Source organism: Microbacterium sp. P5_E9 (assembly GCF_054049175.1).
The window spans coordinates 18,996-42,658 of the sequence record NZ_JBFUMV010000002.1 but is presented as its reverse complement, the minus strand read 5'-3'; the positions used below and the strand labels follow the sequence as shown (position 1 = coordinate 42,658).

At 68.3% G+C, this 23,663-nt stretch carries 20 protein-coding genes; 14 read left to right on the top strand and 6 right to left on the bottom strand.

From position 1 onward, the window contains the following. Nucleotides 1-9: 9 nt before the first annotated feature. A complete protein-coding gene (locus ACXJ3V_RS03580; protein WP_457098891.1) occupies nt 10-1,056 on the bottom strand; it encodes a LacI family DNA-binding transcriptional regulator in 1,047 nt (348 codons plus the stop codon). Between the two features lie 276 nt (nt 1,057-1,332). On the opposite strand from ACXJ3V_RS03580, the gene ACXJ3V_RS03575 reads away from it, so the two are divergent. From ACXJ3V_RS03575 to ACXJ3V_RS03540, 8 genes are all read left to right on the top strand, one after another. Further along, complete coding sequence (locus tag ACXJ3V_RS03575; protein ID WP_457098890.1) at nt 1,333-2,325, top strand: ABC transporter substrate-binding protein; 993 nt, start codon at nt 1,333-1,335, stop codon at nt 2,323-2,325. Between the two features lie 114 nt (nt 2,326-2,439). Beyond that, the gene (locus ACXJ3V_RS03570; protein ID WP_457098889.1) at nt 2,440-3,975 is read left to right on the top strand and encodes a sugar ABC transporter ATP-binding protein; all 1,536 of its coding nucleotides are present in this window, start codon (nt 2,440-2,442) and stop codon (nt 3,973-3,975) included. Beyond that, nucleotides 3,972-5,012 (top strand): ABC transporter permease, encoded by a 1,041-nt coding sequence (locus ACXJ3V_RS03565; protein ID WP_457098888.1) that lies wholly within the window; start codon nt 3,972-3,974, stop codon nt 5,010-5,012. Before ACXJ3V_RS03570 ends, ACXJ3V_RS03565 begins: the two co-directional genes overlap by 4 nt. Further along, nucleotides 5,009-6,031 carry an ABC transporter permease subunit gene (locus tag ACXJ3V_RS03560; protein ID WP_457098887.1) on the top strand — a complete coding sequence of 341 codons (1,023 nt, stop codon included), beginning with the start codon at nt 5,009-5,011 and terminating at the stop codon, nt 6,029-6,031. The genes ACXJ3V_RS03565 and ACXJ3V_RS03560 overlap by 4 nt, the downstream gene beginning before the upstream one ends. A gap of 54 nt (nt 6,032-6,085) precedes the next feature. Further along, the gene (locus tag ACXJ3V_RS03555; protein WP_457098886.1) at nt 6,086-7,693 is read left to right on the top strand and encodes a sugar ABC transporter ATP-binding protein; all 1,608 of its coding nucleotides are present in this window, start codon (nt 6,086-6,088) and stop codon (nt 7,691-7,693) included. Beyond that, nucleotides 7,690-8,706 carry a LacI family DNA-binding transcriptional regulator gene (locus tag ACXJ3V_RS03550; protein WP_457098885.1) on the top strand — a complete coding sequence of 339 codons (1,017 nt, stop codon included), beginning with the start codon at nt 7,690-7,692 and terminating at the stop codon, nt 8,704-8,706. The genes ACXJ3V_RS03555 and ACXJ3V_RS03550 overlap by 4 nt, the downstream gene beginning before the upstream one ends. A gap of 24 nt (nt 8,707-8,730) precedes the next feature. After that, nucleotides 8,731-9,573, top strand: a complete 843-nt coding sequence (locus tag ACXJ3V_RS03545) for an NAD-dependent epimerase/dehydratase family protein (RefSeq protein ID WP_457098884.1) — start codon at nt 8,731-8,733, stop codon at nt 9,571-9,573. 47 nt (nt 9,574-9,620) lie between these two features. After that, nucleotides 9,621-10,250, top strand: a complete 630-nt coding sequence (locus ACXJ3V_RS03540) for a DnaJ family domain-containing protein (RefSeq protein ID WP_457098883.1) — start codon at nt 9,621-9,623, stop codon at nt 10,248-10,250. A gap of 14 nt (nt 10,251-10,264) precedes the next feature. Here the strand turns inward: ACXJ3V_RS03540 and ACXJ3V_RS03535 are convergent, their stop codons facing one another. The 3 genes from ACXJ3V_RS03535 to ACXJ3V_RS03525 are packed head-to-tail and all read right to left on the bottom strand — an operon-like array spanning nt 10,265 to nt 13,343. Further along, complete coding sequence (locus ACXJ3V_RS03535) at nt 10,265-11,095, bottom strand: carbohydrate ABC transporter permease (RefSeq protein WP_457098882.1); 831 nt, start codon at nt 11,093-11,095, stop codon at nt 10,265-10,267. Next, nucleotides 11,092-12,048, bottom strand: a complete 957-nt coding sequence (locus tag ACXJ3V_RS03530; protein ID WP_457098881.1) for a carbohydrate ABC transporter permease — start codon at nt 12,046-12,048, stop codon at nt 11,092-11,094. The genes ACXJ3V_RS03535 and ACXJ3V_RS03530 overlap by 4 nt, the downstream gene beginning before the upstream one ends. Before the next feature lie 38 nt (nt 12,049-12,086). Continuing rightward, a complete protein-coding gene (locus ACXJ3V_RS03525; protein ID WP_457098880.1) occupies nt 12,087-13,343 on the bottom strand; it encodes a sugar ABC transporter substrate-binding protein in 1,257 nt (418 codons plus the stop codon). Between the two features lie 231 nt (nt 13,344-13,574). Here ACXJ3V_RS03525 and ACXJ3V_RS03520 point away from each other — a divergent pair, with 231 nt between their 5' ends. After that, nucleotides 13,575-15,095: an alpha-N-arabinofuranosidase gene (locus ACXJ3V_RS03520; protein WP_457098879.1), complete on the top strand. Its 1,521-nt coding sequence runs from the start codon at nt 13,575-13,577 to the stop codon at nt 15,093-15,095. A gap of 5 nt (nt 15,096-15,100) precedes the next feature. Beyond that, on the top strand, nt 15,101-16,114 hold the full coding sequence (locus ACXJ3V_RS03515; RefSeq protein WP_457098878.1) for a LacI family DNA-binding transcriptional regulator: 1,014 nt from the start codon (nt 15,101-15,103) through the stop codon (nt 16,112-16,114). A gap of 36 nt (nt 16,115-16,150) precedes the next feature. Here ACXJ3V_RS03515 and ACXJ3V_RS03510 read toward each other — a convergent pair whose 3' ends face one another. Next, nucleotides 16,151-17,173 carry a LacI family DNA-binding transcriptional regulator gene (locus ACXJ3V_RS03510; protein WP_457098877.1) on the bottom strand — a complete coding sequence of 341 codons (1,023 nt, stop codon included), beginning with the start codon at nt 17,171-17,173 and terminating at the stop codon, nt 16,151-16,153. A gap of 175 nt (nt 17,174-17,348) precedes the next feature. Here ACXJ3V_RS03510 and ACXJ3V_RS03505 point away from each other — a divergent pair, with 175 nt between their 5' ends. The 4 genes from ACXJ3V_RS03505 to ACXJ3V_RS03490 all read left to right on the top strand — a co-directional run bounded on the left by ACXJ3V_RS03505 (nt 17,349) and on the right by ACXJ3V_RS03490 (nt 22,478). Continuing rightward, nucleotides 17,349-18,650, top strand: coding sequence for an ABC transporter substrate-binding protein (locus ACXJ3V_RS03505; RefSeq protein ID WP_457098876.1), 1,302 nt, complete (start codon nt 17,349-17,351; stop codon nt 18,648-18,650). A gap of 68 nt (nt 18,651-18,718) precedes the next feature. Next, on the top strand, nt 18,719-19,633 hold the full coding sequence (locus tag ACXJ3V_RS03500; RefSeq protein ID WP_457098875.1) for a carbohydrate ABC transporter permease: 915 nt from the start codon (nt 18,719-18,721) through the stop codon (nt 19,631-19,633). A gap of 20 nt (nt 19,634-19,653) precedes the next feature. Then, a complete protein-coding gene (locus ACXJ3V_RS03495) occupies nt 19,654-20,553 on the top strand; it encodes a carbohydrate ABC transporter permease (protein WP_457098874.1) in 900 nt (299 codons plus the stop codon). Next, nucleotides 20,550-22,478: a glycoside hydrolase family 127 protein gene (locus ACXJ3V_RS03490; protein WP_457098873.1), complete on the top strand. Its 1,929-nt coding sequence runs from the start codon at nt 20,550-20,552 to the stop codon at nt 22,476-22,478. Before ACXJ3V_RS03495 ends, ACXJ3V_RS03490 begins: the two co-directional genes overlap by 4 nt. Before the next feature lie 93 nt (nt 22,479-22,571). Here ACXJ3V_RS03490 and rhaS read toward each other — a convergent pair whose 3' ends face one another. Beyond that, nucleotides 22,572-23,612: a rhamnose ABC transporter substrate-binding protein gene (gene rhaS, locus ACXJ3V_RS03485; RefSeq protein WP_457098872.1), complete on the bottom strand. Its 1,041-nt coding sequence runs from the start codon at nt 23,610-23,612 to the stop codon at nt 22,572-22,574. Nucleotides 23,613-23,663 lie beyond the last annotated feature (51 nt).

Below are 23,663 nucleotides of genomic sequence, written 5' to 3'. Positions count from 1 at the left end.
CCGGTAACATCACGCGTTGTCGACCTTGGCCCCGCGGCCCGATCCGATCGACGAAAGGTCGGCCGGCGGCGGAGCGGTCGACGCGCGCACGACGAGGACCGGTTCGGCCACGGGAGCAGCGGATGCCTCCAGCCCGAGCACTTCGGCGACGCACCGCCGCGCCTCGCCCGCGATGTCGACCCGCACCGTGGTGAGCGCTGGTCGGTAGTACGCGGCATCCGGATTGTCGTCGAAACCAGCGATGCTGACATCGCCAGGCACCTCGACGCCGGCCGCACGGAGGCCCGCGATGAGCCCGAGCGCCATCTGGTCGTTCGCGGCGACCACTGCGGTCGGGCCGCCCGGCGCGCGGACCGCCGTCGCGATCGCCGGGCTGAGGGCGGCGGCGCACTCCGCGGTCCAGTCGCCCTCCCACCTCGGCCCCGCCTCGAGTCCGGACGCCGCGAGCTCCGCAACGGCGCCGCGATCCCGGGCGACGGCCTCCAGCCAGTCGGCGGGACCCGCGAGCCGGGCGATCCGCCGGTGTCCGAGGTCGATCAGGTGCCGCACCGGGAGCGCGGCGCCCTCCACCTGCCGCTGCGCGCCGGCGCCGCTGTGCAGCGCGACCACCGGCACCCCCGCACCGGCGGATTCGAGCGCCTCGAGCGTGCGGGCGTGCGGAGCCAGCACGACGATCCCGTCGACCCCCTGGGCGAGCAGGTGGCCGGCGGCGGAGCGGACGGATGCCTCGTCCGCGGCATCCGCGTACGCCGTCGCGATCCACCGGCCGACCGCCCGCGCGGCGGATTCGAGGGCCGCGATCCCGACCGCCGGCCCGTAGAGCGTGGCGTCGGACGCGATCACCCCGACGGTGCGGGTCGTGCTGGTGCCGAGCGTCCGCGCCGCGTTGTTGACGCGGTAGTCCAGTTCGGCCATGGCGTCGAGCACTCGTCGGCGGGTCTCGGAGCGGATGTTGGGCTGGTCGTTGATGACCCGGGACACGGTCTGCGACGACACGCCGGCCAGACGCGCGACGTCGCGCACCCCGACGCGTCGTGCCTGCTCGCCCTCGCTCATGGCACCTCAGGCTAGCCCGGTCCGCAGCCCAGCCCACCCAGCGCACCGGTGGGATCGGTCTCATCCGAAATGTGATCGCTCACTTACGAGACGTTCACCGAAAGGCGCGCGGGGACGAGGATGCGGGTTTCTCATGGCGGTGTTATCGAAATGTTATCGCTCACACTCTCGCCAAAATAGAAATGTGAAGGCTAACATTTCGCTCACAGACGACCACGAGAGGTCGGCAATCACAACTCCGGCATTGACGCCGGACCAAGACGAGGAGGTTTTGGAATGCAGAAGCGCAACATTGCCGCGAGCATCGCCATCCTGGGCGCGTTCGCATTGGCAGTCACCGGCTGCTCGAGCGGATCCGGCGGCGACAGCAGCGGCGACGCCGGCGGCGGCGGCGAGCTCGTCAGCGTCGGATTCGCCCAGACGGGCTCGGAGAGCGGCTGGCGCTCGGCCAACACGGAGTCGATGAAGACGGCGTTCTCGGAGGAGAACGGCTTCGACCTCACCTTCAACGCGGCCGACAACGACCCGGCGGCTCAGATCGCCGCCGTCCGCAGCTTCATCAACCAGGGCGTCGACGCGATCGTCATCGCGCCGATCGTCGAGGACGGCTGGGACGACGTGCTGCAGGAAGCAGCGGATGCCGGGATCCCGGTCGTGCTCGAAGACCGCACGGTGACGTCGTCGGACGACCTGTTCGCGAGCTGGGTCGGACTGGACTTCCACAAGGAAGGCGTCACCGCCGGCGAGTGGGCCAAGGAGAACTACGGCGACACCGCCACCAAGATGGTCGTGCTCGAAGGCACGACTGGATCGGCTCCCGCCAACGAGCGCGCGTCGGGCTTCGACGAGGCCATCAAGGGCACGTCGATCGAGAAGATCGACTCCCAGACGGGTGACTTCACCCGCGATGGCGGCAAGACGGTCATGGAGGGCTTCATCCAGAAGTACGGGCTCGACGGCATCGACCTGCTCTACGCACACAACGACGACATGGCTCTCGGCGCCATCGAGGCCATCGAGGCTGCCGGCGGCGTCCCCGGAGAGGACATCAAGATCATCTCGATCGACGCTGTCCACGACGGCATGCAGGCACTGGTCGACGGCAAGATCAACTTCATCGTGGAGTGCAACCCGCTCCTCGGCGATCTGGCTGCCGGGCTCGTCAAGGACGTGCTTGCGGACAAGTCGGTCGAGAAGGCGAACTACGTCGAGGACCAGTCCTTCACGCAGGAGCAGGCCGCCGAGGTCATCGACTCGCGCCTGTACTGATCTCCGACCCGATCATCCTGTAGCAAAGTCGTAGCACCTCCGCCGGGGGGCCGATCCATCGGTCCCCCGGCGTACGTGCCCGACAATGGAGCTGGAAAGGCACCGAACCCCACCATGCCTGCGGACACCGAAGTCCCCCCGATCGTCCAGATGACCGGCATCACGATCCGCTTCCCCGGCGTGCTCGCCCTCGACGGCGTCGACTTCCGCCTTCGCGGCGGCGAGATCCACTCGCTCATGGGCGAGAACGGCGCCGGCAAGTCCACCCTCATCAAGGCGCTCACCGGTGTGTACGCGATCGACAGCGGGTCGATCGTCGTCGCCGGCGAGACGCGCGTGTTCGCGCACACCGCCGATGCGCAGAGCGCCGGGATCTCCACCGTGTACCAGGAGGTCAACCTGTGCGCGAACCTCTCGGTCGGCGAGAACGTCATGCTCGGGCACGAGCCGCGCAAGGCCGGCGCCATCGACTGGAAGGCCGCGCATCGCGAGGCCGCCCGGCACCTCGAAAACCTCGGGCTGCGCATCGACACGCGCTCCGCACTGTCGAGCCACTCGATCGCGATCCAGCAGCTCGTCGCCATCAGCCGCGCCATGGTGCTCGACGCGAAGGTGCTCATCCTCGACGAGCCCACCTCGAGCCTGGACCGCGGCGAGGTCGAGCAGCTCTTCAGCGTCATGCGCGACCTCCGCGACCGTGGCGTGGCGATTCTCTTCGTCAGCCACTTCCTCGATCAGATCTACGAGGTCTCCGACCGCATCACGATCCTGCGCAACGGCCAGCTCGTCGGCGAGTACGCCGCCGCAGACCTCCCCCGCGAGACGCTCGTCACCAAGATGATCGGCCGCGAGCTCGATGAGCTCGCTGCGATCTCGTCGATGGCCGCCCGCGAGATCGACCGCACCGGCACCCCGGTGCTGCGGGCCACCGGCGTCGGCCGTCGCGGCGTGCTCGAGCCTGCCGACATCGACGTCTACGAGGGCGAGGTGGTCGGCATCGCCGGTCTGCTTGGATCCGGACGCACCGAACTCGTGCGCCTCCTCTACGGCGCCGACCGCGCGGACTCCGGCCAGATCGAGATCAACGGCCATCCGGTGAGGATGACCTCCCCGCGCAGCGCGATCGACAAGAAGATGGTGTTCTCGTCCGAGGACCGGCGGGGTGAAGGCGTGATCGGCGACCTCACGGTCGCGCAGAACATCGTGCTCGGCATCCAGGCCCGTCGCGGATGGATGCGACGCATCCGCCGCACCGAGCAGGACGCCATCGTGTCGGAGTACATCAAGGCCCTGGACGTGCGGCCGGCCGACCCGAACCTGCGCGCCGGGAATCTCTCCGGCGGCAATCAGCAGAAGGTGCTGCTGGCCCGCTGGCTCGCGACCGCGCCCGAGCTCATCGTGCTCGACGAGCCGACCCGCGGCATCGACGTGGGCGCGAAGGCCGACATCCAGCGCAAGGTCGCCGAGCTGTCCGACAAGGGCCTCGCCGTGATCTTCATCTCCTCCGAGCTCGAGGAAGTCCTCCGGCTCGCCCAGCGCGTCATCGTGATGCGCGACCGCCGTCAGATCGGCGAACTGTCCTCGGACGACGTGGATCTGGACGGCCTCATCGACTACATCGCCAACGCCGGCGAAGGGAGCGCAGCGTGAAGAAACTCGTGACACATCGGCTGTTCTGGCCCATCGTCGCCCTGCTCGCGCTCATCGCGCTGAACGCGATCGTCCGTCCGCAGTTCATCTCGATCACGGTGCGCGACGGAGAGCTCTACGGGGCCCTGATCGACATCCTGCGCAACAGCGCACCGCTCATGCTCGTCGCCCTCGGCATGACCATCGTCATCGCGACGCGCGGCATCGACCTCTCGGTCGGCGCCATCATGGCGGTTTCCGGCGCAGTCGCACTGACCATCATCGACACGTCGGGCTCGCCCGAGGCGCTCGGCACCGTGGCGGTCGCGCTCCTGGTCGGCCTCCTCGTCTCGCTCGTCCTGGGCGTGTGGAACGGGTTCCTGGTCGCCGTGCTCGGCATCCAGCCCATCATCGCGACCCTCGTGCTGATGTTGGCCGGCCGTGGCGTGGCGCTGCTGATCACCGAGGGCTTCATCACCACCGTCACCAGCGCGCCCTACAAGTTCATCGCGACCGGCTATGTCGTCGGGCTCCCCTTCGCGCTGTTCATCTCGGTCGCCGCGATCCTGGTGATCGCGCTGCTCGAGCGGCGCACCGCGCTGGGCGTGCTGACCGAGGCTGTCGGCATCAACCCAGAAGCCAGCCGGCTCGCGGGGGTGCGCTCCCGAGGCATCGTCTTCGGGGCCTATGTCGCGAGCGGGCTGCTGGCCGGCATGGCCGGCATCCTGTACAGCTCCAACATCATGGCGGCCGACGCCAATGCCACCGGCCTCTACATCGAGCTCTACGCGATCCTCGCCGTCGTGCTCGGCGGCACCTCGCTGACCGGCGGCAAGTTCACGATCGCGGGCACCGTCGTCGGTGTCTTCACAATCCAGACGCTCCGCTCGACGATCCTGTTCCTCGGCGTGCCCTCGGCGCAGGCGCCGGTGGTCTTCGCCGCGGTCGTCATCATCGTCGTCCTCGTCCAGTCGCCGCGGGTGCACCGTGTCGCGCGCGACCTCATTCAATCGATGCGAACGGCCGGCACGCCGAGCAGGACGGAGGCGGCGTCATGACCGCGACAGTGCAGACCCGACCCAGCGACGAGCAGAGCCTGTCGTCACGCTGGGGCACCTTCCTGAACCGCCACGCGTCGCTCATGCCGACCTTCGCGGCCCTCGCCATCCTGATCCTGCTGTTCGTCGGAGCACAGCTCTACTTCGGCAACTTCATCACGCCTCGCAACATCTCGTCGCTCCTGCTCGACAACGCGTACCTGCTGATCCTGGCCGTCGGCATGACGTTCGTGATCCTGACCGGCGGCATCGATCTGTCGGTCGGCTCCGTGATGGCATTCACCGGCATCCTGTGCGCGAAGCTGCTGTCCGAAGGCTTCCCCGCGATCGTCACGATCCCGGTGATGCTCCTCGGCGGAGCCGCGATCGGGCTGATGGTCGGTGTGCTCGTCCAGTACTTCGAGGTGCAGCCGTTCATCGCGTCGCTGGCCGGCCTGTTCCTCGCCCGCGGTCTCGCGTTCGTGGTCAGCCTCGAGTCGATCAAGGTTGTGGACCCGGTGGTCCTCTGGCTGGGCAGCACGCGGTTCCGGCTCGGCGACTGGTACATCTCGCCGACCGGCGTCCTGGCGCTCCTGGTCGTCGCCGTCGCCGCGATCGTGCTGCAATGGACCCGCTTCGGACGGACGATCTACGCGATCGGCGGCAACGAGCAGTCCGCGCGGCTGATGGGCCTCAACGTCGCCCGCACGAAGGTCGTCGCCTACGTCATCAGCGGGGTCTGCGCGGCCCTCGCCGGCCTCGCCCTCACCGCCTACTCCGGCGCGGGCTACCCGCTGTACGGCGTCGGCACCGAGCTGGATGCGATCGCGGCCGTGGTCATCGGCGGCACGCTGCTCAGCGGCGGTCGAGGGTACGTGCTGGGGTCGATGGTGGGCGTCCTCGTCTACGGCGGGATCCAGACCGTGATCTCCTTCATGGGCGCCGAGCAGTCCTGGACGCGCATCATCATCGGCATCCTGCTGCTGGTGTTCATCGTCGTGCAGCGCGCGATCGTCGCGCGTTCGGATCGACGCCGCTGAGATGGTCCGCTCGGGGAGCGCGGCGGCGCGCCGGCATCGCACCATAATGGCGTGATGGACGCCGCCGCCCCGCTCCTCGAGCTCACCGGGGCGACCGTGCGCTATGGAGCGGATGCCGCGATCGACGGCGTCGACTTCCGCATGTTCCCCGGCGAGGTGCACTCGCTCATGGGCGAGAACGGCGCGGGCAAGTCGACACTCATCAAGGCGATCACCGGTGCGCTCGCGCTGACCGAGGGGGAACTGCGGCTCGACGGCGCGGTCGTGCGCTTTCCGACACCGCACGATGCGCAGCGCGCGGGCATCAGCACGGTCTACCAGGAGATCGACCTGCTGCCCAATGTCTCCGTCGCGGAGAACATCGCGCTCGGCCGAGAGCCCCGCCGATTCGGCATCATCGACTGGCGGCGGATGCGCGCCGAGGCGAAAGCGGTGCTCACCGATCTGGGAATCGACATCGACCCGGCGTCGATCCTGAGCACGCACTCCCTCGCCATCCAGCAGCTGGTCGCGATCGCGCGGGCGATCTCGGTCGACGTCAAGGTGCTCGTCCTCGACGAGCCGACCTCGAGCCTCGACCTCGATGAGGTGGCCGAACTGTTCCGGGTCATCCGCGAGCTCAAGCAGCGCGGTGTCGCGATTCTGTTCGTCTCGCACTTCCTCGACCAGGTGTACGAGATCTGCGATCGGGTGACGGTGCTGCGCAACGGCAAGCTCGTCGGCGAGTACCTCACGAAGGAGCTGCTGCGGATCGACCTCGTCGAGAAGATGCTCGGCCGCAGCGTCCAAGACCTGCGGACTCGTCCGAGCGTCGACGAACCACTCGACGCCGCGACGCCGTACCTCAGCGGGCGCGACGTGACCGTCGGCACCGGAATCACCGGCGCCGACGTCGATCTCGCCGAAGGCGAAGTGCTCGGCGTGGCCGGGCTGCTCGGCTCCGGGCGCACCGAACTCGCCCGCGCGCTCACGGGTATCGATCGGCTGGATGCCGGGATCATCCGCATCACCGGACAGGACGCGGGGCTCGGCGGTGTGCGCCGCGCGATCTCGTTCGGGGTCGTCTACTCGTCCGAGAACCGCCGCACCGAGGGGATCATCAGCGAACTCAGCGTGCGCGAGAACATCACGCTCGCGCTGCAGGCCCAGCGCGGCATCCTCCGGCGCATCCGTTCCTCTCGTCAGCGCGAACTCGCCGCGAGCTGGATCGAGGCCCTCGACATCCGACCGGCGGATATGGACAAGCCCGCAGGCACTCTCTCGGGCGGCAACCAGCAGAAGGTGCTGCTCGCGCGCATGCTCGCCCTGTCACCGCGCGTGCTCGTGCTCGACGAGCCCACCCGCGGGATCGATGTCGGAGCGAAGGTCGAGATCCAGAACCTCGTCGGCGAGCTCGCCGACAACGGCCTGTCGGTCGTGTTCATCTCGGCCGAGCTCGAAGAGGTGCTGCGGGTCGGGCACCGGGTGGCGATCCTCCGCGGAGGGCGGATCATCGAGACCCTCCCCTCCGAGGGGCTGACCGTCGATTCGCTCATGGCGATGGTGGCGCGGCCGGACGAGGACGAAAGTGAGGCCGTGGGGTCGGCGGACCGCGACGACGCCGCCCCCTCGGGAGCGGCCGACGCTTCGGCAGGCGCCGACGATATCGAGGGTCGATCGTGAGCGACGACAAGGGCTCGCGCGCCGCGAACATCTTCGATGTCGCACGGCTGGCCGGCGTGTCGCATCAGACGGTCTCGCGCGTGCTCAACGACCTGCCGAACGTCCGCCCCGCGACGCGCGCACGGGTCGAGCAGGCGATCGCCCAGCTGCACTACAGCCCGTCACCCGCGGCGCGGGCCCTGGTCACCCGGCGCACGCGCACGATCGGGCTCGTCACTCCGGGGGTCTCGGACTACGGCCCGACATCGATCGCCATGCACTTCAACTTCGCCGCGCGGGTCGCCCGCTACAGCGTCGAGACGGTGAGCTCGCTCGATGCCGATGCGGCCGGCATCCGCGCGGTGGTCGAGGGGCTGCTGCGGCAGCGCGTGGACGCGATCGTCCTGGTCGTCGTCGACACGGAGGTGCTCGAGGCGGTGCGTGCCCTCGACCTCAGCATCCCTCTCGTCGCGGCCGCGTCCACCGCGCGCCGCAGCCCCCTCCTGGTATCGATCGACCAGTACCGGGGCGCCCGGTCGGCAGTGCGTCACCTCGCCGAGCTCGGGCATCAGCGGATTCTGCATCTCGCCGGGCCCCCACGCGCCTCGGACGCGACCGAGCGGGTGCGCGGCTGGCGCGACGAGCTCGCCGCACACCGGCTCGAGGTCGTCGAGCCGCAGCACGGCGACTGGTCGGCGGCGAGCGGCTATCGGCTCGGGTCGGCCCTCGATGTCGAGCCGGGCTCGGCGATCTTCGTCGGCAACGACCACATGTCCATCGGACTGCTGTCGGCGCTGCGGGAACGCGGCATCCGCGTCCCAGAAGACGTCAGCGTCGTCGGCTTCGACGACGTGCCGGAAGCCGGCTACCTCTACCCCGCGCTGACCACTGTGCGCCAGGACTTCGCGGCGCTCGGCGAGCTGATCATGCAGAAGGTGCTGATCGCGGTCGAGGAGCCCGAGACGGCGACCGAGGACACGCCGCTGCCGACCCACCTGATCGTCCGGCAGTCGACGCGAGCCGCCCCGAGCTGATCGCCACCGTGACAGGCTGGGTTCATGCGCATCGCTGTCACCGGCTCCACCGGAAAGCTCGGCTCGGTCGTCGCGGATGAACTCCGCGCCGCGGGCCACACCGTCATCGGGATGGATGTCGTGGGCCCGCGAGGCCAGAACTTCGTGCAGGTCGACCTCACCGACTACGGCCAGGTCGTCGACGCGCTCGGCGGCGTCGACCGCACCACGCCGTTCGATGCCGTCGTGCACCTCGCGGCGATCCCGGCCCCCGGCATCCGCTCCGATGTCGCGACGTTCCACAACAACATGCCGAGCACGTTCAACGTGTTCTGGGCAGCCGCGCGCCTCGGCATCCGTCGTATCGTCTATGCGTCCAGCGAGACGGTGCTGGGGCTGCCGTTCGACGTGCCGCCGCCGTACATCCCGGTCGACGAGGAGTATCCCGCGCGTCCGGAGAGCGTGTATTCGATCGTGAAGGTGCTCGAGGAGCAGCTCGCGACCGAGCTCGTGCGCTGGCATCCGGACCTCTCGATCACGGCGCTGCGGTTCTCGAATGTGATGGTGCCGGCGGACTACGCCGAGTTCCCCTCGTTCGACGCGGATGCACGGCTGCGCAAGTGGAACCTGTGGGGCTACATCGACGCCCGCGACGGCGCGCAGGCCATCGAGCGGGCCCTCGAGGTCGCCCCACCGGGGTTCGATCGGTTCATCATCGCGGCCGCCGACACGGTGATGTCGCGGCCGAACAGCGAGCTCATCGCCGAGGTGTTCCCCGGTGTGCCGCTGCGCGGCGAGTTCGGCGACAACGACACGCTGCTGTCGATCCACAAGGCCCGGCGCCTCCTCGGCTTCGCGCCGAAGCACTCCTGGCGTGACCACGTCTGAGGCCTCGGCTCTAGGCTGGAGGCACCTTCGCCCCCAGGAGGAGCACGATGACCGACGACCCTCGCGTCGCCGCGGCGCGGTATCAGATCGACAAGCTCGAGCAGAGCGAGAAGGATGCCGCGGCCCAGAGCGACGACGCGGCTGACGCACCCGACGACTCTGGCTTCGCACCGGAGCTCACCGCACCACCCAGCCGTCGGGACCGGGCGAGCAGCGCGGCGGAGCGGGCCGCGTACGTCGAGGTCGCGATTCAGCAGGCCATACGTCGTGGCGAGTTCGACAACCTGCCCGGCGCGGGCAAGCCGATCCCGGGCCTCGGCGAGAGCCATGATCCGGACTGGTGGATCCGACGCAAGATCGAGAGCGAGCAGCTGACCGGGCTCGGTCCGCCCGCTCTGTCGCTGAGGGTCGAGAGCGCACAGCTGGCCGACCGGCTCGACGAGCTGAGGCACGAAACCGAGGTGCGCGAGGTCGTCGAGGACTTCAATCTGCGGGTCATCGAGGCACGCCGGCAGCTGCTCGGCGGTCCACCGGTGATCACGCCCACGCGCGAGGTCGACGACGAGGTGCGCGCCTGGCACGCGCGGCGCGCGGCCAGGCAGGGGGTCGAGTCGAATCCCGAGGAAGGCGTCGCGCAGCCTCGCAAGTGGTGGCAGCTCCCCCGCCCGACCCGCTGACGGAGGGCCGGGTCCTACTTCACGGCCCCCAGGGTCAACCCGGTGCGCAGCAGGCGGTAGCTGAACACGTAAACGATGAACACCGGCACCGCCGACACCACCGCGAATGCCATCATGCCCGGCCAGTCGATACCGAAGGCGCCTGCCTGCTGGGCGATGAGGGCGCTCATCGGGTACTTGTCCGGAGACAGCATGAACGTGATGCCGTACAGGAACTCACCCCATGAGACGAGGAAGATGATCGCGCTGACGGTGAGGATGCCGTTGCGCGCCAGTGGGAGCGCGAGGGAGAAAAACGCCCTCAGCGTCCGCGCCCCATCGATTCGGCCCGCCTCTTCGATCGCGATCGGGATGCCCGAGAAGAAAGGCCGCAGCAGCAGCACCGCCCACGGGAGGAAGAGTGCGGCGTCGGCGAGGATCAGCCCGAGGTTCGTGTCGAGCAGTCCCCACTGGGCGAGCACCCAGAACAGCGGGATCAGATTCGCCGTCTGCGGGATCATCTGGAGGATGACCAAGAGCGCGAGCGCGGGCACGACGACACGACTCCTGATCCGCGCCAGTGCGTAGGCGGCCGGGATCGCGAAGACGAGACACATGATCGTCGTGCCGACGGCGATGATCGCGGACTGGCGCATCGAGGCTCCCAGCTGCGGGTCGGCGAGCGCGGACGCATAGGCGTCGAGTGTCGGGGTGAACACGAGCGACGACTGCGAGGAGAGCACCTCACCCTGGCTCTTGAGCGACGTGAGCACGATCCACAGCAGCGGCAGCCCGTAGACGACGTAAAGGAACAGCCGGAAGGCGAACGCGAGTGGCTCCCGTCGACGGCGCGGCGACCCGGTCACGATGCCTCCTCGCTGCGGCGCACATCCCGCGCGTAGACGAGCGCCAGCGCGATCACCACGAGAAGTGCCAGCAGCGCCGTAGCCGCGCCCGCGCCGTAATCCAGCCTCTGGAAGGCCTGCACGTACGCGAGGTAGGGCAGCGTGGTGGACGAGGTGCCTGGCCCCCCGGCGGTCATCACATAGATGAAGTCGAAGCTGCGGAACGCGTACACGATCGTGAGCACCGTGAGCACCGCGGCTGCCGGGCGCGCGTGCGGCAGGAAGAGGTAGCGCACCCGGTGGCGTGGCCGCGCTGCGTCGACTTCGGCCGCCTCGAGCACCGAGTCATCGATGCTCAGCAGCGCGGCGCGGAAGATGAGCGCGTTGAAGGGGATCACGGCCCACGCATTGACGAGCGCCACAGACCACAGTGCGAAGTGCGTGTCGTAGAGGAACCCGATGCCCTGAGGTCCGAAGCCGGCGGCGCGCAGCGCGGAGTTCACCAGCCCGTGGTCACCGAGCAGGAATTTCCAGATCGACCCGTTGATCACCGGTGGCAGGGCCCAGACGAAGACCATCATCCCGAGCAGGAACGACCCACCCGGCGTTCCCGACCACACCGCCACCGCGACCGCGAAGCCACCGACCATGCCGATCGCCGTGACGACCACGACGAAGATGAGCGTGTTCCCGACGACCTTCGCGAAGTCGGGATTGGCGAACAGCGCGGTGAAGTTGTCGAACCCCGCGAAGACCCAGTCGCGGTTGAGTGTCGCGCCCGTCACCTCGTGGAATGACATGCGGATCAGCTGGATCAGCGGCCAGACCGCGAGCGCGGCAATCAGCGCCGCCGCCGGAAGCGCGAGGGCGAGGCGGTGGTCGCGCTGGATCGAGCCTCGACGGCGCGGGGCAGTCCCCGCCGGATTCGACTCCGACGGGGACGGCCCGCGAACGCGCTGGCGAGGGGCGATCATGCCTGTGGTGGCCGAGCCTGTCCCTGCCATGAACGCGACTAGCCCTTCAGCAGCGGGACCAGCTGCGTCATGAGTTCGTCGGCGAGCCCATCAGGGGTGCCTTCGGAGGCGATGGCCTTGCTCCAGTAGTCGCCGACGATCGTCTCGACGTCGTTGACGTTCTTCGAGGGCACCTGCGGGCTCGGCGAAGGCCGGCCCTGGCCTTGCACGATGTCAGCGAAGACGCTGAGGATCGGGTCGCTCGATATCTCGGATGCGGATGCCGCATCACTGCGAGTCGGGATCGCGCCGAATCCCTTCAGCAGGGCCAGCTCGCCATCCGTCGAGAAGAAGGTCTGCTCGAGGAACTCCTGAGCCAGCTCCTGGTTCTCCGAGAACGCGCCGACGTTCTGCACCTCGCCGCCGAGGAGGACTCCGCCGTCGCTCGAGAGCGGGAGCGGCGCGACGCCGTACTCGAAGGTGGCCTCCTTCGCCGCGGTGATCTGCCAGTTGCCGTTAACGGCGAACAACGAGGCACCAGACGCGAACTGCTGGAACGGGATCGTCTGGTCCCAGGTCGTGGCCTCCTTCGACAGATAGCCGGCTCCGACCCAGTCCTGGAGCATCTGGTAGGTCGCGGCCATCGGCTCAGCCTGCGCATCGCCGTAGCTGAATCCCGCCGATGTGAACCATGGGAAGCCCTGCCACTGACTCTCGAGCCCCGGCTTTCCGGTGAGCGTGATGCCCTGCTTGCCGGCCGCGACCGCCTTGGCCATGTCGGCCTCGAGCTCATCGGTGGTCGTCGGCGGTGCAGGGATCCCCAGCTCGGTCAGCATGTCCTGGTTGTACCAGAGTCCGAGCAGGTTGACGAAGCCCTGCACCCCGTAGAGGGTGCCGTCGACGTTCTGCAACGCGCCCTCGGGGAATTGGCCGGCGTCTTTGAAGTCCTTGAACCAGTCCATGGGCTCGATCGCGCCGGCCTGGGAGAGGTCGTAGGTTCCGGACGCGCCGAACACCAGCACGTCGGGTCCGGTCTTGGCGCCTGCAGCGGTGACCGCCTTGGTGGTCATCTGGTCGACGGGAACGTATTGGAATTCGACCGTCACGTTCGGGTGGGTCTTCGTGAACGAGTCGCCCAGCTCTTTGAGCGTCGCGACCTGCCCATCGGTGTTGTAGTAATGCCAGACCGTCAGGGTGACGGGTGCGTCGGAACTCGCGGTGTCGCCCGAGCTGCCGGAGCAGCCGCTTAGGGCGAGCGCCGTTCCCATGGCCAGCACTGCGAGTGCAGCTGCCAGACGTGGACGATTGTGCTTCATTGCGATACGCCTCTCGTGATGGAAGGGAGAAGAATCATTTCATCGATGAAATTGTGATGAGTGAGGATTCCCACTGGGCATTGTGTCGAGCGAAAACCATTTCGTCAAGGGATATACGGGAATTGGATGCACGGGGACCAAGTGCTTGACACGCGTCTGGTCTCCCGCTTACCGTCGGGTTGTTTCACCGATGAAATACGGGATACCCAAATAGCAAGAGGAGACCTTCTCGTGCGCAACCTGCGTCCGACATCCGATCTCGGCCCGTCAGACCGCGTCGCGATCTCGGTCGGCCCGGCCGTCGGCACGGCTGGTGACCGCCTGTTCGGCTCGTTCGTCGAACATCTCGGACGTGGGGTGTACGGCGGGATCTATGAGCCGTCGCATCCGTCCGCAACACCCGAGGGATTCCGAGGCGACGTCCTCGACCTCGTCCGCGAGCTCGGTGTGACGGTCGTGCGCTACCCCGGCGGCAACTTCGTGTCGGGGTACGACTGGCGCGATGGCGTCGGAGCGCGCGCCGAGCGACCGCGCCGGCTCGATCTCGCATGGAAGTCCATCGAGACCAACGAGTTCGGCATCGACGAATTCGTCGGATGGTGTCGCAGCGCCGGAGTGGAGCCCATGCTCGCGATCAACCTCGGCCTTGGCGACGTCTCATCGGCGCTGCGGCTGCTGGAGTACTCGAACCATCCCGATGGCACGACGCTCTCAGACGAGCGCGTGTGCAACGGCTCCCCCGAGCCGCACGACGTACGACTGTGGTGCCTGGGTAATGAGCTCGACGGACCCTGGCAGCTGGGTCACCGTACGGCCTCCGGGTACGCCGAGCTGGCCGCCGTGGCGGCAACCGCGATGCGGATGTTCGACGATGCACTCGAGCTCGTGGCGGTGGGCAGCTCGAACGCCGAGATGCCGACCTTCGGCGAGTGGGAGCAGACCGTGCTCGAGCGCACGATCGGACTCGTCGACTACCTCTCGTGCCACATCTACTTCTTCGACGACGGAGACCTTCGCGCCTTTCTGAGATCGGCACGTACCCTCGACCGCTTCCTGGAGGATGTGGATGCCGTGATCCAGCGCGTCAGGTCGACGCGACCCGACGCCCGTGCGGTCAGGATCAGCCTCGACGAATGGAACGTCTGGAACTTCCGGGCGCACGATGACCTCAAGCCGCACCTCGCCTTCGAGCGCGCCCCTCGGCTCCTCGAGCAGGATTACACCGTCGCGGACGCTGTCGTGGTCGGGACTCTGCTGCAGAGCATCCTCGCGCATTGCGACACCGTCGCAATCGCGGCGATGGCCCAGCTGGTGAACGTCATCGGGCCGATCCGGGCCGAACCCGGAGCGCCCGCCTGGCGCCAGACCACCTTCTACCCTTTCGCCGCTGCCGCGCAGTGCGCCGGCCACACCGTGCTGGCGACGAGCGCGAGCGGGGGCCCCGACGCCGACACGGTGGTAACGGTGACAGTCGACCCGAGCGGGAGCGCCGTCCACATCCTGATGACGAATCGATCGATCGAACGCCGGGCCGTGGTCGAAGTCGACCTGCGCGATCTCTCACCGGAGGCCGTGGCATCCTCTGCCCTGCTCTGGGATCCCGATCCATATGCGACGAACTCGTTCGCGGAACCCGAACGGGTGGCACCACGGCCACTGGCCGTCGTGCTCGATGACGGACGGGTGCGGGCCGAGCTGCCGCCCCTATCATGGGCCGTGGTCCGGATCACCTGCGCTCCGGACGAGGGATAGCCGAGGTGACGAGACTGGCGAACGTGACGATGGCCGACGTCGGCGCGCGTGCCGGCGTCACCGCCCGTACGGTCTCGAACGTGCTCTCGGGAAGTTCGGCCGTGCGGCCGGAGACTCGTGATCGAGTCCTGCGCGCCGTCGACGAGCTCGGCTACCGCATGAACACTTCAGCGCGGAGTCTGCGGACCGGGCGCACCGGCAGCATCACCCTCGCGATCCCCGATCTCGGCATCGACTACTTCAGCCATCTCGCCAGCCGGATCATGGCCGAAGCCGAGCGGCACGACTGGGCGGTCGTCATCGAGCAGACCGGTGCGCGTCGCGAGACCGAGCTGGCGATCCTCTCGGGCGCACGCAGGCAGCACTCGGACGGACTCATCTTCCAGCCGCACGCCCTCGGCCCGGGTGACGAGCGTCATCTGACCGGCAACGACCGACTCGTCATCCTCGGCGATCGCATCTTCCACGCTCCGGTCGACCACGTCGCGATGGCCAATACCGAGGCTGCCGCCATGGCCACCGGCTATCTGCTGGATCGCGGCTACCGCCGCGTCGCCGCGATCGGATCGAACCCGCACGTCAGTACCGTGAGCGCAGCATCGCTGCGCCTCGACGGCTATCGCGAAGCGCACACCGCCCGGGGCCTTCCCGTCCGCGACGAGTACGTGATCGTCGCCCAGGAGTGGCACCTGCGCGACGGTTCAGCCGGAATGAGGCAGCTTCTGACCCTCGAGGAACCACCCGACGCGGTGTTCTGCTTCAACGACACCCTGGCGTTCGGAGCGCTGCACGCCCTGGGAGCGCGCGGACTCAGCGCACCCGGCGACGTCGCCGTCGTCGGTTTCGACAACGTTCCCATGGCGGAGTTCTCCGTGCCCGCCCTGACCACCGTCGAGCCGGGAACCGATCAGGTCGCCAAGCTCGCCGTCGACCTGCTCGCCGCCCGGGTCGAGGGCCGCGACAGCGCTCCGAGCGAGCTGTTCACCGATTTCTCACTCGTGGTCCGCCGGTCAGCGTAGGCGCCCGACCGGACCGATGCGGTGCCGCCGCGCGCCTCAGCGCCGCGCGATGGTGGAACCCCGAATCACGAGCCGCACCGGCAGGTGATGCGTGCCCTCGCCGATGTCGACGCCGTCGATCGCATCGAACACCCGCTGCGCGGCCTGTCGGCCGAGCTGCTGCAGGTTCGCATCGATGCTCGTCAGCTCGGGCCGAGCGTTCGTGGTGAGCACTTCCCAGTTGTCGTAGCCGATCACCGCCAGGTCATCCGGCACGCGCCGCCCGAGGTCGCGCGCCGTGTCGAGCACACCGCGGGCGAGCTGGTCCGAGCCGCAGAAGATGGCGTCGACGTCGGGATGGCGCTCCAGCAGCATGGCCGCGGCATCCCTCCCCCAGTGCTCGGACCACACCGAGAACATCGGCTCGCCGATGAGGGGCAGCCCGGCGGCGTCGAGCGCGGCCCGGGCACCGGCCAGGCGATCCTGCGCCGCCGCATACTCGGGATCTCCGCTGATGTGCGCGATCCGCGTGCGGCCGCATGCGATCAGGTGCTCGATCGCGAGCCGGCCTCCGGCATAGTTGTCCGGAGTGAGTGAGAGGTCGCGCGGATCGTCTGAGGGCGCGTAGGCGTAGACCACGGGAACGGGCAGGTCCTGCCCGAGCGACGGACGCGGGTCGGTCTGCCGACCGACGACGATGATGCCGTCCACGCGTCGGCTCAGCAGCGCCTTCAGATGATGCTGTTCCCGAATGGCGTCGCCCCGCGCGTCGCAGAGGAAGACATTCACCTTTCCTGCGCCGAAGGCGTCTTCTGCACCCATCAGGATCGGGAGCATGAAGCGGCCCTCGAGGTCGCTCGTGAGCAGCCCGACCGTTCCGGTGCGCCCCGCCAGCAGCCCGCGGGCCATGGCGTTCGGCGTGAACGAGAGCGCCTCGGCCGCCTCGGCAACCCGCGCTCGAGTCGCCGGCGCGACGTCGCCCCGTCCGTTCAGCGCCTTCGATGCCGTGGCGATCGACACCCCCGCCCGGCGCGCGACATCGCTGAGCGTCGTCGTTCGTCCGCTTTCACTCGACGTCATGCCACCCCCCTCGTTACAAAAACGTTATCGGTTCAACGCCTTGACGGTGCTTCGAAACTGAAGATAACGTACCGAAAGGGATTTCGGTACGTTTCGAGATTCCAAATCCATGCATAGCGGCGCGCACCCGGCACAACCGGCCGCATCCGCTCGATGACGAGCAAGAGGAGACAGCATGACCAACCACCGCCGCCGGCGGGCGCCCCTGCGGACGCTCACGGCGATCGTCGCCACCGCAGCCCTCATGGGTGGGCTCGCCGCCTGCTCGGGCAGCGACAACACACCCGCACCCGCCGAGTCGATCGGCCCGGACGGCACCGACGACGGCTCGACGCTGACCCTGTGGACCCGCGCGCCCCTCGAGAAGCAGGCGAACCTCCTCGTCGACGCCTACAACGCGAGCCATGAGAACCAGGTCGAGCTCACGGTCGTCCCCAACGACGACTACGTCGCCAAGGTCGGCGCCGCCGCCGGCTCCGACGGCCTCCCCGATCTGTTCGCCGCCGACATCGTCTACGTGCCCAACTGGGTACAGCAGGGGCTGTTCCAGGACATCTCGGCGCAGATCGAAGGCCTCCCGTTCAAGGACGAGATCAACCCGGGCCACCTGTCGGCCGGCACCGTCGACGGCAAGGAGCACGTGCTGCCGTTCGTGCTCGACCTCTCGATGCTGTTCTGGAACAAGGACCTCTTCACCGAGGCGGGGCTCGACCCCGAGAAGGCCCCGGCCAACCTCGCCGAGTTCGCCGAGGACGCGAAGGCGATCCAGGCTCTCGGCAAGGACGGTGTCTACGGCACCGCGACCGGCCTCAACTGCGGCGGCTGCCTCGTCTTCACCTGGTTCCCGAGCGTGTGGGCCGATGGCGAAGAGGTGCTGAGCGACGACGGAACCGAGTCGCTCCTCGCCAGCGACACCGCCAAGGAGGTCTACTCGACGTGGAACGACCTGTGGGAGTCCGGCGCGGTGCTGCCGAGCTCGCAGGACGAAGCCGGCCCCACCTGGACCGCCGGGTTCACCGAGGGCAACGTCGGTCTCATGTTCTACCCCGCGACCCTGCTGTCGTCGACACCGTTCGACGTCGGCGTGGCCGGCATCCCCGGACCTGAGGGCGGCGCGTCGACCTTCGTCGGTGGCGACGGCATCGGCGTCTCGAAGGACTCCAAGAAGGCTGCGCAGGCCTGGAACTTCCTCAGCTGGATGATGTCCGAGGATGCCCAGGTCGAGGTGCTCGCCAAGAACAACGACGTCGTGTCGCGCGCAGACCTCTCGAGCAACAAGTACTCCGACAAGGACCCGCGGCTGGTCACGATCAACGAGGTCGCGGCCAACGGCGACACCCCGGTGGCGCTGAACTTCCAGCAGGCGTTCAACGCACCCGGCAGCCCGTGGCTGACGCTCGTACGCAACGCGGTGCTGGATGGCACCGACACGGTCGACGCCGACAACGAGGAGATCACCGCGATCCTCAAGCAGTGAGTTCGAGAGGGGGGCGGCAGCCCGCCGCCCCCCTCTCCTCGCCTCCCCCGACTCGAAGGAATTCACACATGGTCGCCGACACACTCCCCGCGCGGGCGACGCGCCGCAGACCCTCCCGTCGCGCACGCAACGAGGCCCTGCGCGGCTGGGGCTATGCGGCTCCCACCGCGATCTTCGTCATCCTGGTCTTCCTCGTGCCCCTCGCCCTGGTGCTGCAGATGTCGGCGTCGGACTGGCCGCTCATGGCCGGTTACCAAGGACCGAATTTCCCCGAGAACTACACGGATGCCGTGCAGCACCGGCTCTTCTGGGACTCGATCGGGTTCACGCTCAAGTACACGGTGATCACGACGATCCTGCTCGTCGGTCTCGGCCTCGGGCTCGCGATGCTCGTGCAGGAGTCGACGCGCTGGAAGTCCTTCCTGCGGACGTCGTTCCTCGTGCCGAGCGCACTGGGTCTTGCCTCGGCATCCCTCCTCTTCTATGTGCTCTACTCCCCGTACGCGGGACCCTTCGCCGACCTCATGCAGAAGTGGGGCTTCACGTTCCTCGGCACGCCCGAGGGTGCGCTGTGGTCGACCGTGTTCCTCGTCGTCTGGAGGTATGCGGGCTTCTACATGCTGCTGATGCTCGTCGGCCTTCAAGGCATTCCCGACGATGTCTACGAAGCCGCCCGCATCGACGGCGCCTCGCGCTGGCAGACGTTCCGCGACATCACCCTTCCGCTGCTGCGGCCCACGTTCGCCCTGACCATCGTGCTCTGCGTCACCGGGTCGCTGCTCGCGTTCGAGCAGTTCTACATCCTCACGAAGGGCGGCCCCGACAACAGCACGATGACCATCGTGCAGCTCATCTACAACGTGGCGTTCCAGGGTCAGAACAACCTCGGCATCGCCGCGGCACTGTCGGTCATCGTCCTGCTCGCCCTCATCGCGATCAACATCTTCCAACTGCGCGCGTTCCGCCGCCCCGAGGACAGCTGAGCGAGCCAGGAGCCGAAGCCATGACCTCTTCATCCACCGCACTCACACCCACCGACGTCCTGCGCGTCGCCCCCGCCGAGGCCCGGCACCGCCGGTCACCCGCCGCACGGTTGGTGCTCGGCATCCCGTACTGGGTGTTCACCACCGCCCTCCCGGTGATCTTCCTCTACCCGCTGATCTGGACGACGGTCTCGTCGGTGCAGCCGAAGGCCGGCACGAGCCAGACCGACGGCTGGGGCTTCGGCAACTACGCCGCCCTCGCCAACTACCAGGCCGGCATCTGGGTGTATCTCGCCAACTCGCTCTTCGTCTCGCTGCTGACGGTGGTGCTGACCCTCACGGTGTCGCTGCTGGGCGGCTACGCATTCGCGCGGTTCTCGTTCCCGGGCAAGAACCTGCTGTTCCTCACGACCCTCGCCATCCTGATGGTCCCCTATGCGACGCTGCTGATCCCCCTCTACGTGATCCTCAACGCCGTCGGCCTCAGCAACTCCCTCGTCGGCGTCGCGATCGTCCTCACGATGTTCCAGCTGCCGTTCTCGATGTTCATGATGCGCATCTCGTTCGAATCGATCCCGCGCGAGCTCGACGAAGCGGCGATGGTCGACGGCTGCTCTACGTTCGCGGCGCTCTGGCGGGTCCTGCTGCCGGCGGTCAAGCCTGGCCTGATCACGGTGGGGCTGTTCGCATTCCTCGCGGCGTGGAACGACTTCATGGCGCCGCTGATCCTCATCACCGACACGAACAAGATGACGCTCCCTCTCGCGGTCGCGAACCTCCGCGTGCAGGTGCAGGGGGTCATCGATTACGGCGCCACCGAGGCCGGCGTGGTGGTCCTCGCCCTGCCGTGCATCGTGCTCTTCCTCATTCTGCAGCGGCACTACGTCCGCGGTTTCATGTCCGGCGCGTTCAAGGGATGACGATGATCTCCACTACCACCCCCGCCACCCCCGTGGTGCCGGCCACCGGCCGACTGCGGCCTCTCGGCCTCGACGAGGTGCAGATCACGGGCGGTTTCTGGGCCCACCGCCAGGAGGTCAACGGCAGCGCGACGCTCGACCACATCGGGGGCCGGCTCGAGTCCGAGGGATGGCTCGCCAACTTCGATCTCGCCGCGGCGGGCACGCTGCCCGACGGGCGGCGAGGGCGTGAGTTCTCGGACTCCGAGATCTACAAGTACCTCGAGGCGCTCGCGTGGGAGATCGGCCGCACCGGCGATGCCGCCCTGGAGGAGCGCTTCCGGGGCGTCGTCGCGCGGGTCGCGGCGGCGCAGGAGCCCGACGGGTACCTCGACACGATGTTCGGGCGACCCGGCCAGGGTCCGCGCTGGTCGAACCTCGAGTGGGGACACGAGCTGTACTGCCTCGGGCACCTCTTCCAGGCAGCGGTTGCTCGCCGTCGCACTCGGCCGGACGCGGACGACGGGCTCATCGACATCGCCCGCCGGGCCGCCGACCTGGTGTGCGACGTCTTCGGGGAGGGTGGCATCGAGTCGATCTGCGGGCACGCCGAGGTCGAAGTCGGACTCGCGGAGCTCGCCCGTGCCGTCGGGGAGCCCCGCTATCTCGAGCAGGCGCGGATCTTCATCGAGCGCCACGGCGCGGGCACTCTCGCCGACATCGAGTACGGCCGGTCGTACTTCCAGGACGACATCCCGGTTCGGGATGCGCGGGTGCTCCGCGGCCACGCCGTGCGGGCGAACTATCTCGCCTCCGGTGCGGCCGATGTCGCGGTCGACACCGGCGACGCGGCGCTGCTGGAGGCCCTGCGCTCGCAATGGGAGCACACCATCGCCCGTCGCACCTACTTGACCGGCGGCCAGGGCTCCCACCATCAGGACGAGGCCTTCGGCGACGACTGGGAGCTGCCGCCGGACCGCGCCTACTCCGAGACGTGTGCCGGCATCGGCTCGATCATGTTCGCCTGGCGGCTCCTGCTCGCCGACGGCGATCCGCGCTACGCCGACCTGATCGAGCGCACGCTCTACAACGTGGTCGCGACGTCGCCGAGCGACGACGGGCGGTCGTTCTACTACGCCAACACGCTGCACCAGCGCGTGCCCGGCATCCCGGCCGATCCCGACGAGACATCGCCGCGCGCGTCGTCGTCGCTGCGCGCCCCCTGGTTCGAGGTCTCGTGCTGCCCGCCGAACGTCGCCCGCACGTTCGCGAGCCTCGCCGCCTACATCGCGACGGCAGACGATACCGGGGTGCAGGTGCATCAGTACGCCTCCGCGTCGGTGCGCACGAAGCTGGCCGATGGCCGCGCGGTCGCGTTCGACCTCGAGACCGGCTACCCGGCCGAGGGCGGCATCCGCGTGTCGATCGTGGGCGACACCGCCGGCAGCTGGACCCTCGCGCTGCGCGTCCCGGCGTGGGCGCGCGGCGCGCGGGTGCGCGTGACGACGGCTGACGGCGTGGAGGATCGGGATGCCGCGCCTGGCGTCTGCGAGATCACCCGGGAGTTCCGTGCCGGCGATCTCGTGGAGCTCGACCTCCACGTCTCGCCGCGGGTGACCTGGCCGGATGCGCACATCGACGCGGTGCGCGGATGCGTCGCCATCGAGCGCGGCCCCGAGGTGCTCGCGCTGGAGTCGACGGACCTCGCGGCGCTCGGCGTCGACGACGTCGGACAGGTCGTCATCGATCCGGCCGCGCCGCTGCACGAATCCGACGGTCGCGTCAGCGCCCGCATCCGGGTGCGCACTGCGCCGGCGGCCGAGTGGCCCTACGGCGCTGCCGATGCGGCGAGCGAGGGCGACGGCATCCTGATCCCCCTCGTTCCGTATCACTCGTGGGCGAACCGGGGACCCTCGACCATGCGCGTCTGGATTCCGACGAGCTGAGTGCGAGCGAAACATCGCGAACGCGAAGACGCCCGGCCTGCGTGATGCAGACCGGGCGCCGTTCGTCGATTCGACGTCAGAGAAGCTTCGACTTTAGAAGTGGAAGTCCTCGATGTTGTCGGCGTTGAACACGTACGGGTCGCCGAGGAGCACGACGCCGTCCTTGCCGATCGTGTAGGAGCCGAGCTTTCCGCCGTCGAACTCGTCGCCCTCGGCGCCGGTGATGTCGCCCTCGATGAGCGCCTTCGCCGCGTACGAGGCCAGGTAGCCCACGTCACCCGGGTTCCACAGCGCGAACGCGGTGACGGTGCCGTCGTTGACGTAGTCACGCATCTGGTCGGGCGTGCCGAGACCGGTCAGTGCGACCTTGCCCTTGAAGTCCGAGGTCTGCAGGTAGCGGGCCGCGGCGGAGATGCCGACCGTCGTGGGCGAGATGATGCCCTTGAGGTCGGGGTAGGTCTGCAGCAGTGCCGCGGTCTTGTCGAACGACGTCTGGTCGTCGTCGTCGCCGTAGACGACCTCGACGAGCTCGATGTCGGGGTGGTTGTCGGCCAGCTCGGTCTTCATGAGCTCGATCCAGGCGTTCTGGTTCGTGGCGTTGGCTGTCGCCGAGAGGATCGCGACCTTGCCCGCATCGCCGATCTGCTCGGCGATCAGGTCGACCTGGATCTTCGCGATGCCCGCTGCGTCAGCCGGCTGGATGAACATGTCGCGGCAGTCGGCGCTGGTGTCGGCGTCGTAGGTCACGATCTTGACGCCCGCGTCCTGGGCTTCGCCGATCGCGTCGCACAGTGCGGTCGGGTCGTTCGCCGAGATGGCGATCGCACCGACACCCTGCTGGGTCAGCGTGTTGATGTAGCTGACCTGCCCGTCGGGCGAACCGGTGGCGGGGCCGACCTCGGCGTACGTGCCGTCGAACTCGGCGATCGCGTCCGCGCCGCCCTGGTCGGCGGTGTCGAAGTAGGCGTTGCCCAGGTTCTTCGGCAGGAAGGTGATGGACAGGTTGCTTGCGTCGCCCTCAGCGCTCGCGCCGTCGTCGCTAGCGGTCGTGGTGCAGCCTGCGAGCACCGCGACGCTGGCCGCCAGCACGGCGATGGCGCCGAGCTTGGCCGTGCGTGACTTCAGAAACATCATCGTTCTCCTTGTTGTTGTGGTTCGTGCCGATGTGACTGCATCGACGTGGTT